Annotated in this window: 17 protein-coding genes and 1 pseudogene; 9 read left to right on the forward strand and 9 right to left on the reverse strand. The window is 63.9% G+C overall.

Going from position 1 to position 16,410, the window contains the following annotated elements:
• The first annotated feature begins 15 nt into the window (after nt 1-15).
• A complete protein-coding gene (locus LWC34_RS50390) occupies nt 16-660 on the forward strand; it encodes a DUF1932 domain-containing protein (protein ID WP_233733267.1) in 645 nt (214 codons plus the stop codon).
• 25 nt (nt 661-685) lie between these two features.
• Here the strand turns inward: LWC34_RS50390 and LWC34_RS50395 are convergent, their stop codons facing one another.
• The 7 genes from LWC34_RS50395 to LWC34_RS50425 form a co-directional block, all read right to left on the reverse strand.
• Nucleotides 686-1,576 (reverse strand): IS982 family transposase, encoded by an 891-nt coding sequence (locus LWC34_RS50395; RefSeq protein WP_233723300.1) that lies wholly within the window; start codon nt 1,574-1,576, stop codon nt 686-688.
• Nucleotides 1,577-1,952: 376 nt separating this feature from the next.
• Nucleotides 1,953-2,258: a DUF3817 domain-containing protein gene (locus LWC34_RS50400; protein WP_233733269.1), complete on the reverse strand. Its 306-nt coding sequence runs from the start codon at nt 2,256-2,258 to the stop codon at nt 1,953-1,955.
• A gap of 115 nt (nt 2,259-2,373) precedes the next feature.
• Nucleotides 2,374-4,503, reverse strand: coding sequence for a xanthine dehydrogenase family protein molybdopterin-binding subunit (locus tag LWC34_RS50405; RefSeq protein ID WP_233733270.1), 2,130 nt, complete (start codon nt 4,501-4,503; stop codon nt 2,374-2,376).
• A complete protein-coding gene (locus LWC34_RS50410) occupies nt 4,500-5,468 on the reverse strand; it encodes an FAD binding domain-containing protein (RefSeq protein ID WP_233733271.1) in 969 nt (322 codons plus the stop codon). The genes LWC34_RS50405 and LWC34_RS50410 overlap by 4 nt, the downstream gene beginning before the upstream one ends.
• A complete protein-coding gene (locus LWC34_RS50415; protein WP_308200272.1) occupies nt 5,465-6,031 on the reverse strand; it encodes a (2Fe-2S)-binding protein in 567 nt (188 codons plus the stop codon). Before LWC34_RS50415 ends, LWC34_RS50410 begins: the two co-directional genes overlap by 4 nt.
• A gap of 261 nt (nt 6,032-6,292) precedes the next feature.
• Nucleotides 6,293-6,475 carry a hypothetical protein gene (locus LWC34_RS50420; RefSeq protein WP_233733272.1) on the reverse strand — a complete coding sequence of 61 codons (183 nt, stop codon included), beginning with the start codon at nt 6,473-6,475 and terminating at the stop codon, nt 6,293-6,295.
• 103 nt (nt 6,476-6,578) lie between these two features.
• Nucleotides 6,579-7,070: a CGNR zinc finger domain-containing protein gene (locus tag LWC34_RS50425; protein ID WP_233733273.1), complete on the reverse strand. Its 492-nt coding sequence runs from the start codon at nt 7,068-7,070 to the stop codon at nt 6,579-6,581.
• Nucleotides 7,071-7,157: 87 nt separating this feature from the next.
• On the opposite strand from LWC34_RS50425, the gene LWC34_RS50430 reads away from it, so the two are divergent.
• Together LWC34_RS50430 and rfbB are read left to right on the forward strand one after the other, a co-directional pair.
• Complete coding sequence (locus LWC34_RS50430; RefSeq protein ID WP_233733274.1) at nt 7,158-8,030, forward strand: alpha/beta fold hydrolase; 873 nt, start codon at nt 7,158-7,160, stop codon at nt 8,028-8,030.
• A complete protein-coding gene (rfbB, locus tag LWC34_RS50435; RefSeq protein WP_233733275.1) occupies nt 8,027-9,070 on the forward strand; it encodes a dTDP-glucose 4,6-dehydratase in 1,044 nt (347 codons plus the stop codon). Before LWC34_RS50430 ends, rfbB begins: the two co-directional genes overlap by 4 nt.
• Here rfbB and LWC34_RS50440 read toward each other — a convergent pair.
• Nucleotides 9,063-9,989 (reverse strand): LLM class F420-dependent oxidoreductase, encoded by a 927-nt coding sequence (locus tag LWC34_RS50440; RefSeq protein ID WP_233733276.1) that lies wholly within the window; start codon nt 9,987-9,989, stop codon nt 9,063-9,065. The genes rfbB and LWC34_RS50440 overlap by 8 nt on opposite strands.
• A 127-nt stretch (nt 9,990-10,116) precedes the next feature.
• On the opposite strand from LWC34_RS50440, the pseudogene LWC34_RS57665 reads away from it, so the two are divergent.
• The 3 genes and pseudogenes from LWC34_RS57665 to LWC34_RS50450 form a co-directional block, all read left to right on the forward strand.
• Nucleotides 10,117-10,587: pseudogene (locus LWC34_RS57665) on the forward strand (3-keto-disaccharide hydrolase); the annotation flags it as partial.
• A 72-nt stretch (nt 10,588-10,659) separates the two neighbouring features.
• Nucleotides 10,660-11,010 (forward strand): discoidin domain-containing protein, encoded by a 351-nt coding sequence (locus LWC34_RS57670; RefSeq protein WP_308200298.1) that lies wholly within the window; start codon nt 10,660-10,662, stop codon nt 11,008-11,010.
• 69 nt (nt 11,011-11,079) lie between these two features.
• Complete coding sequence (locus LWC34_RS50450; RefSeq protein WP_233733277.1) at nt 11,080-12,177, forward strand: hypothetical protein; 1,098 nt, start codon at nt 11,080-11,082, stop codon at nt 12,175-12,177.
• Here LWC34_RS50450 and LWC34_RS58505 read toward each other — a convergent pair.
• Complete coding sequence (locus LWC34_RS58505) at nt 12,165-12,959, reverse strand: IclR family transcriptional regulator domain-containing protein (RefSeq protein ID WP_233733278.1); 795 nt, start codon at nt 12,957-12,959, stop codon at nt 12,165-12,167. The genes LWC34_RS50450 and LWC34_RS58505 overlap by 13 nt on opposite strands.
• Before the next feature lie 114 nt (nt 12,960-13,073).
• Between LWC34_RS58505 and LWC34_RS50460 the strand changes: the two genes are divergently transcribed.
• Genes LWC34_RS50460 through LWC34_RS50470 form a run of 3 tightly spaced genes read left to right on the forward strand, consistent with a single transcriptional unit; the run spans nt 13,074 to nt 16,293 of the window.
• On the forward strand, nt 13,074-14,582 hold the full coding sequence (locus LWC34_RS50460) for an aromatic ring-hydroxylating dioxygenase subunit alpha (RefSeq protein ID WP_233733279.1): 1,509 nt from the start codon (nt 13,074-13,076) through the stop codon (nt 14,580-14,582).
• Nucleotides 14,583-14,585: 3 nt separating this feature from the next.
• Complete coding sequence (locus LWC34_RS50465) at nt 14,586-16,010, forward strand: glutamine synthetase family protein (RefSeq protein ID WP_233733280.1); 1,425 nt, start codon at nt 14,586-14,588, stop codon at nt 16,008-16,010.
• A complete protein-coding gene (locus LWC34_RS50470) occupies nt 15,988-16,293 on the forward strand; it encodes a 2Fe-2S iron-sulfur cluster-binding protein (protein WP_233733281.1) in 306 nt (101 codons plus the stop codon). The genes LWC34_RS50465 and LWC34_RS50470 overlap by 23 nt, the downstream gene beginning before the upstream one ends.
• The last annotated feature ends 117 nt before the right edge of the window (nt 16,294-16,410 follow it).

Here is a 16,410-nt window from a genome sequence, read left to right on the forward strand (position 1 = left end):
ATCGACTGTCTTACTGTGGATCGGCTGGCTGACTCGTGCTCGATCTTGTTGTCGATTTGTCCGCCACACGCTGCTTTGGAGACTGTGCGGCAGTTTCGCGGCTACTCCGGGTTGTATGCGGATCTCAATGCGGTGAGCCCGGCGACGGCTGTGGATGTTGGCGGGCACGTCGCCCGGTTTGTGGATGGCGGGATCGTTGGGCCTCCGCCCTCCCGAGCCGGGACTACGCGGGTGTATTTGGCGGGGGAGGAGGCCGGGGTTGTTGCCGCCTTGTTCGAGGGGACTGCCTTGCAGGCCCAGGTTCTTGGGGCGCGGCCTGGCGATGCGTCCGCGCTCAAGATGATGTACGCGGCCTGGACGAAGGGTACGGCCGCGATGCTGCTTGCGATTCGGGCCGCGGCGCGTGAGTTCGGTGTGGATGAGGCCCTGGTTGACGAGTGGGAGATCAGCCAGCCCGAGTTGCCCGGGCGGTCCGAGACAGCGGCCCAGTCCGCGCTGGCCAATGGCTGGCGGTGGGCTTTTGAGCTGGAGGAGATCGGCCGTACTTTCGCGGCCGCGGGGCTTCCTGACGGTTTCGGGGCCGCCGCGGCCGAGGTTTTCGGCCGGGTTGGGTGTGGTGGCGAAGGCCTTGACGAGGCCATTTCCCGGCTCCAGGACTAGATGACTGATTCCGTGAAATTGGTGTTCAGTGATCGAACGCGATCAGTGACCGCTTGCTGGTCACGCCGGTTTCCCAGTTCTGCCAGATCCCGGCGGCCATGGCCAATAGCCGCTGGGCGACGCGGGTGAACACCCCGGCTGGAGTGCGGGCGCCGTGGTGCTCCAGGTCGAGCTGGCCTTTGAGGGTTTGGTTGACCGATTCGATCCACTGGCGCACGTGGCCGAGGTTGCCGTGGCGGTAGGTCTCGTCGCGGCGGTCCGGGCGCAGCAGTCGCAGGCCCAGCGCCGCGGTCAACTCGTGGAAGTGCTTGCCGGCGAAGCCTTTGTCGGCCAGCAGGATCTGCCCGGAACGGATGAGGTGGTGGTTGCGCTCCAGCAATGCGGCGAGTACCTCGCGCTCGCCGAGCTTCGGGTTGGCCAGGCACCACATGATCGGCATCCCGTCGCCCGCGCAGACCAGGTAGAGTTTCAGGCCCCAGTAGAACCGGGAATGCGCGGCGCAGTAGCCGTAGCCGGCGTGCCCGGCCAGGTCCGAGCGTTTCACCGTCTCGCGCGACATGCCGCACGGAACGGGGGTGGCGTCGGCGATCCACACATCGTCGAACCAGGACGGGCAACACGCAGCCAGGACAAGAACCGCCTTGCACAGCAACGGATGGACGTTCTTGAGCCGCTTGTGGTAGCCGGACTGCTCCGGCAGGTACGGGAACATGACCTGCCACTCGGCGCTGGAGCGGATATGCCGGATCCAGCGCCGCTCGCTGGGGTACCGCAGCAGCACCTGAGCCACGGCCAGGGTGATCAGCTCGCTGTCGGACAGCAACGGCCGACGGCCGCGTCCGGCGCGGGGTGGTACCACGTGATCGTCGATGAGCACGTAGAGTGCGGTCAGGAGGGTGTTCAGTTCTTTCGTCACACATTGATCTTGAACACCCTCCTCTCATGTCCGCGCCCCGGCCTCACTTCACGTGATCTTCACGGAATCAGTCATCTAGGGGGCCGCGGGCCCAGTGGTCTATGGCGGTCGGCAGGCAGCACTAAATTTGAGACTACGGCCCTTGTTGATTTTAAAATGACGAAAATGCCTTCTAGGCCACGAAGGGAAGTGGCGTGGTGGCTTTGCCGCGGTGCTTGGTTGCCGCGGTGCTTGGTTGCCGCCGCATACGGCGCCAGGTCGTTGCTGAGATCGTGAAGGCGGTCGGAGATGCGGTCGACGATCCACCTGGTCACCGCGCGCGACGCGCGTGAACTGCGGCCGTTGACCGTCGTTGAATGCTTGTTTCGCGGTTGCTTTAGCTGATGGCGAGTTTGCCGCGCTTGTTCGCCCAACGCTCGAACAGGATTGTGCCAAATGGCGGGATGCTCGCGACCAACGCGAGGAAGGTTGTGCCGACGTCCCACCGTTGCGGGGTGCGTACAAGCAGGGTGACGACGACGTAGCCGACGAAGATCACGCCGTGGATCGGTCCGAAGATTTGGACGCCGATTTCGTTCTGCACGACGACGTACTTGAAGAACATGCCGATCAGCAGACCGGCCCAGGACACCGCCTCAGCGAACGCGAGGAGCCGGAAACGTCCGATTTGCGTCGAAAGCATGCATCTTATTGTGCGCCGTGATCGCGATCACCAGCTCCCCGGGGTGGGACGCCGCTTGCATTAGTCGATGCGCAGGGCGCTGCTGGTCTGAGCGCCCGCGCATCGACTGGCTGGTTTACATCAGTTTGTCTTGGGTGATCGGCAGATCGCGGATTCGTCTGCCGGTGGCGTGGTAGATCGCGTTGCCGATAGCCGCGGCTACGCCGGTGCCGGGGGTCTCGCCGAAGCCGCGTGCCCCTAGCGCTGTGCTGACCGGGTCTGGTTTGTCGACGAAGATCGCCTGGATGTCGGGCACGTCCGCGTTCACGGGGATCAGGTATGTCGACAGGTTGGGGTTGACCACGCGCGCCGTGTGCCGGTCGTGCACGGTGTGTTCCATCAAGGCGTTGCCGATGCCCCAGGTGAAGCCGCCGATGACTTGGCTGCGTGCGGTCTGGCGGTTCATTACGCGGCCGGTGTCGTACGCGGCGACCCCGCGGGTCACGCGGACCCGGCCGTAGCGTGGATCTACACGGACTTCAACGAAGACCGCGCCTGTGGTGTAGCCCCTGGTGTTGGTCATCGTGCTCGTGTTCTCGACCGGCGCGCCGTGCCTTGTCATGACCTCGCGGTAGCTTTCGCGGCGGGACCGGTCTGGGGAGAACAGGTACCCGTGCTGAGTGATGATCTGGTCCGCGGGCAGTCCATGCAGTGGTGACGCGGGATTCGACACGGCCAGCTGGATGACGGCGGTCCGCACGGCCAACGCGGCCGCGTTGACCGCGCCGGTGGTGCTCGCGATCGTTCCTGACCCGGCCGACATGGACCCAGGCGGGAAGTTCGAGTCGGCGAGTTCGACCCTGACCTGGTTCAGCGGCACACCGAGTGCGTCCGCGACAATCTGCGTGAAGACCGTGTACGTGCCCGTTCCGATGTCCTGGGTGGCCATCTGGCTCAGCACGGTGCCGTCCGGCGCCATCCTGACCATTGACGATGACGAGTTGTTGCCGCCATGGTCGTGTGCTTCGGTCGCCATGCCCCACCCGACGAACTCGTGACCGTCTCTTGTGGAACCTGGCTTGGGGTTGCGCCGGGACCAGCCGAACGCGTCGGCACCGAGCTTGTAGGCGTCGAGCAGGAACTTGCTCGAGAAGCGCTGGCCGGTGGTCGGGTTCACGTCGGTGTAGTTGCGTCTGCGCAGTTCGAGCGGGTCCATGCCGAGCTCGTAGCTCAGCTCGTCCAGCGCGGTTTCCAGTCCGAAGTGGGCAGTCATCTGCGGTGAACGCATGAACCGGGGCGTCGGAAGGTCGAGGCGGACTCCCAGTTGCCGCGTTTGAATGTTCGGGCACGCGTAGAGCGACCTGCTGGAGAGGCTGAGGTTGAACATGTTCTCGCTGGTCCGGGACAGTTGCTGGGTGCTGACGTGAACCAGCGCGGTGAGCGTGCCGTCTCGTTTGGCGCCAAGGGTGATCTCTTGCTGGTGCTCGGCGCGGTGACTGACGATCGAGTACATGTGGGACCGCGCGAGCACTATCTTGACGGGTCGCCCGAGCTGCCGGGCGATCGCGGCGTTGAGCAGCGAGTGCGGCCACACTGGTGACTTGGCGCCGAATCCACCGCCCAGATACGGCGCCAGCACCCGGACATTGGTCTGCGGGATGCCGAAAGTCGTGGCGTAAGAGCGTTGGGCACCGACGACGCCCTGGCTCGTCTCGTGCACCGTCAGGCGATCGCCGTCCCACTGCGCGACTGACGCATGTGGCTCGATCGGATTGTGGTGGTGCGCCGGGCTCGAATAGCTCTGCTTGACGGTGACGTCGGCCGCGGCGAGACCCGCTGTGGGGTCGCCAACGATGACTTCCTGGTTCGCGGGCAGGTACACCTCGGACAACGCGTCGGCGATGACCGCTACCGGGGTTTGCGCGGCGTACGTGACCCGGACGAGCTCGGCGGCTTCCTGCGCTTGCTCGAGCGTCGCGGCGACACTAATGGCCACGATCTCGCCGTTGGCCTGGATCTGGGTTCCCTGCAACGGCATGCCCTGGCCGCTCAACCGGGGCGCGTTCTGGTGCGTGAACACCTCGACGACGCCGGGCACCGCGCGTGCGGCGGCGGTGTCCACCGCCGTGATTTGGCCACGAGCGATCGTGCCCAGTGTCAGGTAGGCGTACAGCATGCCGGGCAGAGTGCGGTCGGCTGTGTACCGCGCGCCGCCGGTGACTTTCGCGTGGCCGTCAACACGTTCGACGGGCTGTCCTACGGTCATCGCACGCCTCCTAGGTCTCGCAGGAGGCCGTCGAGTGCTCGTTGGACGAGCTCTACTTTGAACGCGTTGTGGTCACGGGTGACCGCGCCGCGAACGAGCGCACGTCCGGCTTCGGTGATTGTTGTGGTGGTGAGGGGTTTTCCGCGCAATGCTGTCTCTGCTTCTGGTGCGCGCCATGGCTTTGTCGCGACGCCGCCGAAGGTCAGCCGGATATCCCGGACTGTGTTGCCGCGCATGTCCAGCGCGGCTGCGACGGACACGACCGCGAACTCGAATGTCGCGCGATCACGCAGTTTGAGGTAACGAGACCTGGCCGTGAGCGGTGTCACTGGGATCTCGAACGCCGTGATCAGCTCACCGTGTCCGAGCACGGTTTCCCGATCCGGGGTGGCGCCGGGGACTACGTGGAAATCGGCGAATGGGATGCGTCGGCGGTCGGTCAGCACCACAGCGTCCACTGCTAGCAGAGACACCGCCAGGTCTGACGGGTGTACGGCGATGCAGTGGTCGCTGCCGCCGAGGATCGCGTGACCGCGGTTCTCGCCTTCGAGCGCTGGGCATCCGCTGCCGGGCACTTTCTTGTTGCACGCGGTTCCGCTGTCACGGAAGTAGCCGCATCTGGTCCGCTGCAGGACGTTTCCGCCGACCGCGGCCATATTGCGGACCTGCGGGGATGCGGAGTTGAGCAGCGCCTCCGACACCACGGGCGCCGACCTGCGGATGGCCGGGTGCGCGGCGACGTCGCTCATCCGGGCCAACGCGCCGATCCGGATCACGCCGTTGCGCTGGACGATGTCACCCAGTGGCAGGCCGTTGATGTCGATGATCGCGCCGTGGCTCTGCGCGCCGTCCTTCATCAGGTTCAGCAGGTCTGTTCCGCCCGCGATGAATCGTGCGTCGGGGTTCCCGGCCAGTCGCACCGCGTCGGCCACGTTACGGGGCGCGGCATACGTGAAGTTCCTCATTTCGCGGCATCCTGGATCGCGGCGACGATGTTGGGATAGCACGCGCACCGGCAGAGATTCCCGCTCATCCACTCGCGGATCTCGTCAGCCGACTTGGTGTGCCCCTCGTCGATGCAGGCGACTCCGGACATGATCTGCCCGGACGTACACCCTCCACATTGGAACGCGTCGCGCCTGATGAACGCGGCCTGCAGCGGGTGCAGCCGGTCGCCCTGCGCCAGTCCTTCGATCGTGGTGATCTCGGCGTTCTGCCGCATCACCGCGAGAGTGAGGCAGGACTTGATCCGGCGCCCGTCGACGAGGACGGTGCACGCGCCGCACTCGCCCCGGTCACAGCCCTTCTTGGTGCCGGTCAGGTCGAGGCGTTCGCGCAGGGCGTCCAGCAGCGTCACGCGCGGTTCGACGGTCAACCGCTGGTCGCGGCCGTTCACCCGCAATGTGATGTCCACTGAGGACGAGCTTGGCTGGGCCGCGGCGGCAGGTGCTGCCGCCAAAGTCGCTGTGACGGCGGCACTTCCGGCCTTCAGCACGGTTCGCCGCTTGAACTCAGAGTCGGCAGTCACTCAAACACTCCGGGGGCTCGTGGTGGATACGTCAACATAATGGCCCGGGAAACCGGGCGGCGCTGAGTTGGTGACAAACCGACAGCGAGAAGACAGCTGCCTTCCCTCTTGCGGCACTATCGCGTTATTGCTCAGAACGGCGGAACTGGTACGGCTCGGGCGTTGTGGCGATAGCGCGGTTGGCGGGCGCGTGAAAGTCGGCCTCGTGCGGCTGTAGCGTGATGGTGAGCGACGACGGGCCTTCAGGTTTGTCCCATTTGGTCACATCGCGCCGGATCTTGGCCAGTTTCCGCGTTCCTCCGCCCCTTCGGGATCGGCGCGGATGACCTCACGGTTGAGGGCGTGCTTGAACTTGGTCAGGTTCCCGCAGTGCCCAGCGTCCAGCAGGTGAGGTCCGCGAAGTGGGCGAGGCTCGTGCAGGGTGATTGTCAGCTTTTCGCTCATGTGTTCAGATTAACGGAAGGTTGTGTCAAGAAGCTTCACTGTATCGGGTGGTTTGGTTCGTGGTCGGGCTGGGCTGACGGCTTTTCTTGTGTCGCAATACTTCTTAGGCCTGGCGGGATCGTTGGTAGTGACGACGCGCCTTCATTCGGTTGCCGCAGACGGCCATCGAACACCATCGGGCGTTGTTGGCCTTGCTCCGGTCGATGAGGAACAGCTCGCACTCCGAGTTGGCGCACGGGCGAAGTTGCCCATGGCTCGTCGAATTGAGCCAATCCCAAGCCAGAACAGCCTGTGCCGCTACAGAATCCGAGTCCAGTGTCCACTTGAGACCATTATCTGTCATGGCTGGAACGGCTCGGACGTCCGCAAGGAACCGTGCCAGCGACGACGCCCCGGCCTCGCCGCGGATCACCGCTTTCAGTGCGTCCCGTGCCTCGCGAAGGACGGCGGCGGGGTTGTCCGATGGAGACCGGCCCTGAGCGGCCAGCCAGGTCTCGGCGGAGTCGAGTTCGTCGCGGGGCGTGCCGTCGATCACCGGGGCGCTGTTGAGCAGCGCCAGCAACAGTGCCTCGTCGCGCCCGAGATCGCCAAGCATGTCTAACTAACCTCCTTGGACCCTGTTGACAGGTTATAGCACGCGTGCTTGGGTCTAACCATCAAACACACCTCAAAGGGGTTAGGGATGACGCGTCACCGGTACGCCACCGTCAACGGTCACACGCTCTTCTACCGGGAGGCAGGCCCGGCCGACGGGCCGGTCATCGTGCTCCTGCACGGCTTTCCGACCAGCTCGTTCATGTTCCGCAACCTGATCCCCGAGCTGGCGCGGGACTATCGCGTGATCGCGCCGGACCACCTCGGGTTCGGCTACTCCGACGCGCCATCAGCCGACGAGTTCGACTACACCTTCGACGCGCTGGCCGACCTGACTGCCGGGCTGCTCAAGCAGGTCGGCGTCGCCCGGTACGCGATCTACGTACAGGACTACGGCGCGCCCATCGGCTGGCGGCTGGCTCTGGGTGATCCGGCGGCTATCACCGCGGTCATCACGCAGAACGGGAACGGCTACGAGGCCGGGTTCATCGAGGACTTCTGGCGCACGGTGTGGGATTTCCACCGTGAACAGACTCCGGAGAGCGAGGCAGGCGTCCGGCAAGCACTCACCGCCGACGCCGTGAAGTGGCAGTACCTGCACGGCGAACCTGACGAGAGCCTGGTCAGCCCGGACACCTGGCACCACGATCTCGCTTTGCTCGCCCGCCCTGGCAACGACAAGGTCCAGTTGAAGCTGTTCGGCGACTACGCCACCAACCCTCCGCTCTATCCGAAGCTGCACGAGTTCCTGCGCGCCAGCCGGGTGCCGGTGCTGGCGGTGTGGGGACGTAACGACGGCATTTTCGGGCCGGACGGCGCACGGGCTTTCGCCAGCGACCAGCCGGACGCCGAGATCCACCTACTCGATGGCGGTCACTTCGTGCTCGAGAGCCATGTCGAGGAGATTGGGCAGTTGGTCACCAGGTTCCTGGCGAAGAACGCACATATAGTCGGGTCGTGACGACGTATCTGATCACTGGCGCTGCCGGGTTCATCGGTGCCAACTACGTGCACTTCCTTGTGGACAAGGAACCTGAAGCCGAGGTGATCGCGGTCGACTACCTCGGCTTCGCCTCGAATCTGGCGAACCTCGACCCGGTGGCCGACCGGATCCAGTTCGCGGCCGTCGACATCGCCGACTACACGGAGATGCGCACGCTCTACGAGCGATACCGGCCGGACTACGTGGTCAACTTCGCGGCGGAGAGCCACAACGACCGCGCGATCGTGGATCCATCGTCGTTCGTGCGCTCCAATGTGACCGGTGCACAGGTGATGCTGGAGTGCAGCAGGAAAGTCCCGGTGACCGCGCACCTGCACGTGTCCACCATCGAGGTCTACGGCGAACTGCCGCAAGGACAGCACTCCTTCACCGAGGCCAGCCCGCTGAACGCCAAAACCCCTTACAGCGCGGCAAAAGCCGCTGGCGACCAGATGGTTCGTGCTTACATGCAGACGTATCCCGAGCTGGACATCCGGATGACGCACTGCGCCAACAACTACGGCCCGTATCAGCTGCCCGAGAAGCTCATCCCGCTGATGATCACCAATGTCCTGCGGGGCCGCAAAGTCCCGGTGTACGGCGACGGCTTGCAGATGCGCGACTGGCTGCACGTCCTGGACCATTGCCAGGCGATCCACACCGTGCTCAAGGCGGAACTCGGCCCGATTCCCGAGGGTGCCGCGACCGACACGGCGTTGCTGCCGATCTTCGACGTCAGCGCCCGGCACGAGGTCAGCAACCTCGACATCGTCCGCCGCGTCCTGCGTGAGCTGGGCAAAGAGCCGGATGAATGGATCGAGCACGTCGCCGACCGGCCCAACCACGACCGGCGCTACCTGATCGACCCGTCGAAGATCGAGACCCAGCTTGGCTGGGCCCCGACCGTCGAGTTCGAGTCCGGCCTCACCGAGACCGTGGCCTGGTACGTCGACAACACCGACTGGTGGCAGGCCATTTTCAAGCAGAAGGGCGACCTGCAGGTCGACTGGTCTAAATAACGTGCGGCAGCACCTCGGCGGCGAACAGTTCGAGCTGCTCGATGTCCTTGACGTCCTGCAACTGCACGTAGATCCGGGAGATCCCGGTCTTCTCCTGCCACTGGCCGATCGCGTCGACGATCTGGCTCGTCGAGCCGGCGAGCGGATTGATCCGCGCGTACTCCTCGGGCAGGTTGTACTTCGCGGCCCGTGCGATGACCTCGGCGTCGGTGTTGCCGGTCAGCAAGGTGTGCACGCAGGACAGAACAAGCTCTGACGGGTCACGACCGGCGTCGCCGCAGGCCTTGGCGACTCGCTCGAACTGCATGCTGGCCTTGTCAAGCGGCGCGAACGGCACATTGAACTCCGACGCGAACCGGGCGGCGAGAGCCGGGGTCTGCTTGGCGCCCATCCCTCCGACGATTACCGGGATCGGCCGGGCTGGTTTTGGCAGCGCGGGGGAGTCGGTCAGCGTGTAGTGCTTGCCTTCGAAGGAATACGTCTCGCCGACTGGCGTCGCCCAGAGTCCGGTGACGATCTCTAGCTGCTCGGTGAGCCGTTCGAACCGCTCGGCGATGGGTGGAAATGGGATGCCGTATGCCTTGTGCTCGACCTCGAACCAGCCCGCGCCGAGGCCGAACTCGATTCGTCCGCCGGACATTTGGTCGGCCTGTGCGACGCTGATCGCCAGCGGCCCGGGAAAGCGGAAGGTGGCCGAGGTGACGAGCGTTCCAAGCTTGACGCGTTCCGTTTGGACAGCCAGTGCGGACAACGTTGTCCATGCGTCCGTCGGGCCAGGCTCACCGGGGACGCCCATGCCGTGGTAGTGATCGGAACGGAAGAATCCGTCATACCCGGCTGCCTCGCTGGCCTGCGCGGCTCGCAGGATTTCGGCGTAGCTGGCGCCTTGCTGTGGCTCGGTGAAGATCCTCAGGTCCATACCCGCCACCCTATCGAGGCCGGACCTCCGCGCTGATCAAGGACAACGCTGTCGGTTTGCCCAGGTCAACCCTCGTGAGTGGTTAGCAGGGTTAGAACACGGATAAACACTCACGAGGGAATGGCGTCAGGCCGGCCCCGGCGGTTTCAACCTGGTCGACGGAACGCTTGTCTCCCACGGCGGAATGGGTCTGCTGTGGTTCCCGGTCCGGCAGTTCAGCAACTACTCGCTGCGCCTCGACTGGATGATGCCCGGCGACGACAACGGCGGCGTGTTCATCGGTTTCCCTGACCCGCAAGGGGATCCGTGGCGTCCGGTCGGCGCAGGGCATGAGATCCAGATCGACGCCAGCGACGGCGGCCCCACCAGGACCACCGGCAGTGTTTACAGCTTCCGCGCGCCGGACCGCCCGCTGCGTGACAGCGTGCTGAACCCGCCTGGGCAGTGGAACTCCTACGAAATCGCCGTGCACGGCCAGTTGGTCGAGGTCTGGCTGAACGGCGTGAAGATCAACGAGTACGTCAGCAACCGTGACATCGCCGTCGGGTACGTCGGTGTGCAGAACGACGGCGTCGGCCTGGACATCAGTTACCGCAACATCCGTGTCCGGCAGGACGCGGGCGGTGGGGGCACGGATTTCGCCCGTAACCGTCCGGTGTTTGTGTCCAGTGTGGAGCCGGACAGCTCGCACGTCGGCGCGAACGCGGTTGACGGCAACAACCAGACGCGGTGGGGCAGCGTGCACGCGGATCCACAGTGGATCACGGTTGACCTCGGCGAAACCCGTACGATCGACCGGGTGCGGCTGAGCTGGGAGGCTGCGTTCGCCCGTGCGTACAAAGTCCAGATCTCGCCGGACAACGCGACCTGGAGCACGATCTACAGCACGGAAACCGGCGATGGCGGGGTTGACGAGCTTTTGGTGGCAGGTAGCGGTCGTTATGTCCGCGTCGAGGGAACGCAACGCGGGACCCAGTGGGGTTATTCGCTCTGGGATCTGCAAATCCTGGGTGAGGGCTGACTTTTCAAGCGCGGCTGAATCCGGTCAACAGCCGGGCGGCTGATGTCCGAATCTGCTTGGGTTCCGGCTATGCGATCGATTCGACGGCTTGCCGTCATCGCCGTGGTCACGGTCGCGGGCGCGCTATGTATGCCTGCGACTGTTCCCGCCGCCCAGAATCTCTGCGAACCACCTCATTGGGAGAGCCCGGAGTACTACAACTTCATTCATACGTACAAAACCGAGTGCGCGTCGAAGCAGAATTACGACCGGACATTTCCCGACGTCACCGCGTCGAGGATGGTGGACGGGCATAACCAGCTCTCGGTGACTACTTCGACGGCGCTGGCCGGTGCGATCGCGTCGGTGAAGGTGAACGGCAAGGAGTTCATCGCCAGCGGAGCAAAGGGCACCGCGTTCCAGTACGCGTTCCACGCCTGGAATGAGGGCGGGGCGCCAAGCGAGTGCTACAACCCGACGCAGGCTGGGGCGCGTATCGAGGTCGAGAGGCAGCGGGCTCCGTTCCACGGGCCGAGCACGAGCGCGCTGTACACGCACGCAGGCACCGGATCTTCGATCAGGACCGAAGCCAGGCCTGCGATGTTCATGACCAGGGACGATCCGGTGCTGGGCTGGGGCGACTGCCTGGCCGCGAACTACCAGCCGGACCGTTCTCCGTTCACCATGGGGCTGTCGCCTTACTGGCTGAAGACCGAGATCCAGCTCGGACTGCGTGGCTTGGACAACGTCTTCCGCCTCGGTGCGACGATCACGTCCGATGACGATCCGCATGACCATTTCGACGGCGTCACCGTGGCTTACCTGCAGCGGGATTTCACCGAGGTGTACTCGTACGAGCTCGCTGACGGGACCACGACTCTGCGTCCGCCTGCTTCACACGCGAGCAAGGACCCGATGATGCGCTGCACGTCGGACAGCAACTACTGCCTTGGCCTGTACATCAAACCGGCGGCTGTTGCTGCGGGCGACTATTACTACACGATGACTCGGCCGCCTTCGTCGTACAACGGAATGCTTGGCGAGGCCACGATTCAGGTCGACAGCAGGACAACGTCCGTGAACGGGGGCGACACCATCGGCTACGAGACTTTCGTTGCCGTTGGCAACAAGGATCGGGTCAGCTCCACTTTCGCGGCACTGCACCGCGCTTTCGGTCAGACCAGCTGAGGTTGCAGTTTTTCCGCGGTGTCCTTGAGTACTGGTAGCATGCGTTCGTGCATCTCCACTTCGGACATTCGCTCCACGCTCGTGCCGATGTTCAGTGCGGCGATCGCGGTGCCGTCCCAACGGTTCAGCGGCACCGCGATCGAGTGGAAGCCTTGCTCCACCTCGTGTGCGACGTACGAGTGACCCTTGTGCGCGATGGCTGAGATCTTCTTTTCCAGCGCCGCCACCGACACCTCGTCACCTGCATAGGTCACGAGGTGTCGGTGGCGGCGTTCTTCGTTCAGGCCGCTGAGCAGCATCAGGCCAAGCGCTGACTTGGTTGCGGGGACGTGGAAGCCGATGCCTTGGCCGATTGGCAAGGCGTGCCTTGGCAGTGCTCGCGCGATCATCATGGCCGAGGGGCCGTCGAGGACCGCGGCGCCGCATGATGCCTGGAACTCCTCGGCGAGGTTGTCGCATACAGGCTGGAGCACGTGGCTTACCGGGTTTGTGGTCAGGTAGGCCGAGGCGAGCGTCAGGACCCTTGGGCCCAGGCGGTAGGTCTTGTCGTCGGGGATCACGTAGCCGAGGTGGGTCAACGTCAGGAGTGCGCGGCGTACGGTTGCCCGGGGTAGGTCGAGCTTTCTGGCCAGTTGGGCTTGGGTCAGGCGTTCTTCGGTGCGGTCGAAGGCCGTCAGGACCAGCAGGCCGCGTTCGAGGGCTTCCGAGTAATCGGCGCGGTTGGTGCCGTCTACTTGTCGGGCGGCCCTGCGGGCTTCGTCGCGCGCGTTGAGTTTCGCCACCGTTCGATTAACGCACACTTGGTCCGGAAATGTAACGGCAACCCGTGGGTAGGTCTTGCGGCTGTCGAAAGCTGCTGCCTACAGTGGCTCGTATCTGGTCTATATGTTCGGTAATTGAACAGCCCGGCGAAGGGAACATTCGTGGCGTCCAACGCCGCGAAGGTGGCCTTCACGGCACACCGCCAGCCGATGGAGTCTGAGATGCGTGCTGAGGACAACCGCAAGCTCACCGAGACCGGTCCGGGGACCCCTGGTGGGGAGTGGATGCGGCGGTACTGGCAACCGGTGGCGCTGAGCGAAGAATTGGAGACCGAACGGTCGGTCGTTCCCGTGCGTGTTTTGGGAGAGGACTTGGTTCTGTTCCGCAACCAGGATGGTGGCGGCGCTATTGGTCTGATCGACCGTAGGTGTGCGCATCGTGGCGCTGACCTATCCCTTGGGCGGCTGGAGGATGGTGGGTTGCGCTGCTACTTCCACGGCTGGCTTTTCGGGCCGGATGGGTCCTGTTTGGATGTTCCCGCTGAGCCAGAGGACAGCATTCTCAAGTACAAGGTGTGGATTCGGTCTTACCCTGTGCGGGAGTGTAACGGGATTATCTGGGCGTATCTCGGTTCTGGTGAACCGCCGAACCTGCCCGCGCTCGACTGCTTCATCGCGCCTGAGCAGTACACGTTCGCGTTCAAGGGCTACCTCGACTGCAACTGGTTGCAGGCGCTCGAAGTCGGGATCGACCCCGCGCATGCCTCCTACCTCCACCGCTTTGAGCAGGATGAGGACACTGAGGACAGTTATGGCAAGCAGTTCCGTGGTGCCTCGCTCGGCACGAACATGCCGATGACCAAGATACTTCGTGAGTACGGCAGGCCTGAGATTCTCAACGCGCGCACCGAGTATGGTCAGCGGATCGTGGCGTTGCGCAAGCTGGACAAGGATGGGCTCGACGGTTCGTCCACGCATGTTCGCATTACGCACCAGGTCTTTCCGCACGGCATCACGATCCCGCTCAGTTCGACCATGGCGATCACCCAATGGCACGTGCCCATCGACGATGTCTCCTCCTATTGGTACGCCATGTTCACGAGCCTTGATGAACCTGTGGACAAAGCGACGATGCGGGCACAGCGCCTCGAAGGCATCACACTTCCTGACTACAAGCCGATCCGTAATCGTGCCAACAACTATCAGTTTTCCTATGAGGAACAACGGACTCAGACGTACACCGGGCTTGGCAAGGACATCAATGTTCACGATCAGATGGCCGTTGAGGGGCAGGGGTACATCTACGATCGCAGCCGGGAGCGCCTTAGCCGGTCCGACCGGGCGATTGTGACCTATCGGCGGATGGCCTTGAAGGCTATCGACACCGTTGCCGCTGGCGGCGATCCCGATGAGTTGCTTATGGACACCGCCGATGTGGAGAGTCGCGGGCCGATTCCACTCGACGGCATCGGTCCGACAGGGGACTGGGAGAACTATTGGGCGCAGTCGATTGCTGATCTGCGCAAGGCGAGTCCGTGGGCGTCGGAGTTGGAGGCCGCTCTGCGGACGGGGCCCGCTGGTGTTCCGGGGGCGGAGATCGAGCCTGATCGGTCCCAGTCGCCTGATGCTTACGACCGGTCGTGAGTCATGGGGTTCATTCAGAAGTTTGGGTTGTGGACCGAACAACAGCAGCAGGCCGCGCGTGACGTCCTGGCAAGAGCCGAGGAACTGAGGTCCGTCCGGGTGTCCTTTGTGGATCAGCATGGACTGCTGCGCGGCAAGACCATTCCGGCCAGTGGATTGGCCGCGGTCTTCAGCAGCGGGATGACGTGTGTGTCGACCTTGCTGTCGAAAGACACCTCTGGGACGACCGTTTTCAAGGCGTTCAACGCTGATGGCGGGCTCGGTGTCGCCGCGATGGCCGGTGCGGCGGATATCGTGATGGTTCCCGATCCGACAACGTTCCACAGTATTCCTTGGACGGATGGAACCGCCCGGATTCTCTGCGATCTGCGGTTTCAGAACGGGGAACAGGTGCCGTTCTGCAGTCGTGGGGTGTTTCGGACGGTTGTTGATCGTGCTCGGGCCGCTGGTTTTGGCTACCAGACTGGGATCGAGATCGAGTTTCATCTCTACCGGCGTGCCGACCACGCTCCGAACGCTGATGGGATCGGCAAGTGTACGTATCCGACACCGGTAGAACCGATCAACCAGGGCAACCAGCTACTCAGTGAGGATCGGGGTGACGAGGTCGAACCCGTCGCCCAGCGGATCAGCGAAGTCCTTGAACGGATGGGGATCCAGCTGCGCAGTATCGAGGTCGAGTACGGCGCCAATCAACTCGAAGTCACGCTCGATCCGGCGGAAGGACTCCGATCTGCCGACGCCGTCGTGATTCTGCGCAGTACGATCAAGCAAGTCGCGCGGCGCCACGGGTATCACGCCACTTTCATGTGCCGTCCGAAGATCACCGACAGCAAATCCAGTGGTTGGCATCTGCATCAGAGCCTGGTGGGGGACAGCGGCAATGCCTTTGTCCCCGAGGATGGTGATGGACCGATTTCGACGGTCGGTAGGCAGTTCATCGCCGGGCAGTTGGCGCACGCGAAGGCGGCGTGCGTGTTCGCGAACCCGACCATCAACGGCTACAAGCGATTTCAGCCGTATTCGATGGCGCCGGACCGGATTGCTTGGGCACGGGACAACCGGGGCGCGATGATCCGGCTTGTCGGGTCGGCGGAAGAAGGAACGACCCATATCGAGAACCGGGTTGGCGAGTCCGCGGCCAATCCTTATCTGTACATGGCTTCTCAGCTGCACTCCGGCTTGTTGGGGATTGACGCTGGTTTGCCGTTGCCCGCTTCGGCCGACGATCCGTACACCACCGAAGCCGCTCGGTTGCCTGTGAATCTGCGCGAGGCGGTCGATGCGCTTGAAGCCGACACTGTGTTCGCCAAGGCGATGGGCGTGCAGTTCGTCGCTTACTACGCCGCCATCAAACGAGCCGAGATCGCCCGCTTCGAGCGCACGGTCACTGACTGGGAGCATCATGAGTACTTCGATCTCTACTGAGCTCGTTGAGCCAGATGAAGCGGTCGAACTTGAGCTGCGCCGGTCCGGGACAACGGTCGTCGCCGGGCCGGGAACCTCTTTGCTGCAGGCGATTCGGGACGCGGGTATCGAGATCGAGGCGGAGTATGAAGAAGGCTATTGCGGCACGTGTGAGACCTTTGTCCGCGACGGGAAGCCTGATCACCGGGACATCGTGCTGTCCAAGACCGACCGCGTCTCCGGCCGCACTTTCATGCCTTGCGTCAGCCGTGCGTGCGGCCCCAGGCTTGTTCTTGACCTGTGACGGATCAGCCGACGCTGTAGGCCAGCCACTGCGAGTCCGCGACCGCCCGCGGATCGTAACTGCTGGTCACCAGCGCTTGTTGTCCAAAAACCGAAAAAACCGCTCGGTCCAGCGAAT

It is taken from the genome of Kibdelosporangium philippinense, from assembly GCF_021390435.2.
GTDB lineage: Bacteria > Actinomycetota > Actinomycetes > Mycobacteriales > Pseudonocardiaceae > Kibdelosporangium > Kibdelosporangium philippinense.

Bases quoted from the DNA above. Each gene is read 5' to 3' on its own strand.
- LWC34_RS50440 (WP_233733276.1), bottom strand. From the start codon at position 9,989: ATGGACCTGAGGATCTTCACCGAGCCACAGCAAGGCGCCAGCTACGCC.
- LWC34_RS50420 (WP_233733272.1), bottom strand. From the start codon at position 6,475: ATGAGCGAAAAGCTGACAATCACCCTGCACGAGCCTCGCCCACTTCGC.
- LWC34_RS50450 (WP_233733277.1), top strand. From the start codon at position 11,080: ATGCGATCGATTCGACGGCTTGCCGTCATCGCCGTGGTCACGGTCGCG.
- LWC34_RS50410 (WP_233733271.1), bottom strand. From the start codon at position 5,468: ATGAGGAACTTCACGTATGCCGCGCCCCGTAACGTGGCCGACGCGGTG.
- LWC34_RS50430 (WP_233733274.1), top strand. From the start codon at position 7,158: ATGACGCGTCACCGGTACGCCACCGTCAACGGTCACACGCTCTTCTAC.
- LWC34_RS50470 (WP_233733281.1), top strand. From the start codon at position 15,988: ATGAGTACTTCGATCTCTACTGAGCTCGTTGAGCCAGATGAAGCGGTC.
- LWC34_RS50465 (WP_233733280.1), top strand. From the start codon at position 14,586: ATGGGGTTCATTCAGAAGTTTGGGTTGTGGACCGAACAACAGCAGCAG.
- LWC34_RS50400 (WP_233733269.1), bottom strand. From the start codon at position 2,258: ATGCTTTCGACGCAAATCGGACGTTTCCGGCTCCTCGCGTTCGCTGAG.
- LWC34_RS50405 (WP_233733270.1), bottom strand. From the start codon at position 4,503: ATGACCGTAGGACAGCCCGTCGAACGTGTTGACGGCCACGCGAAAGTC.
- LWC34_RS50425 (WP_233733273.1), bottom strand. From the start codon at position 7,070: ATGCTTGGCGATCTCGGGCGCGACGAGGCACTGTTGCTGGCGCTGCTC.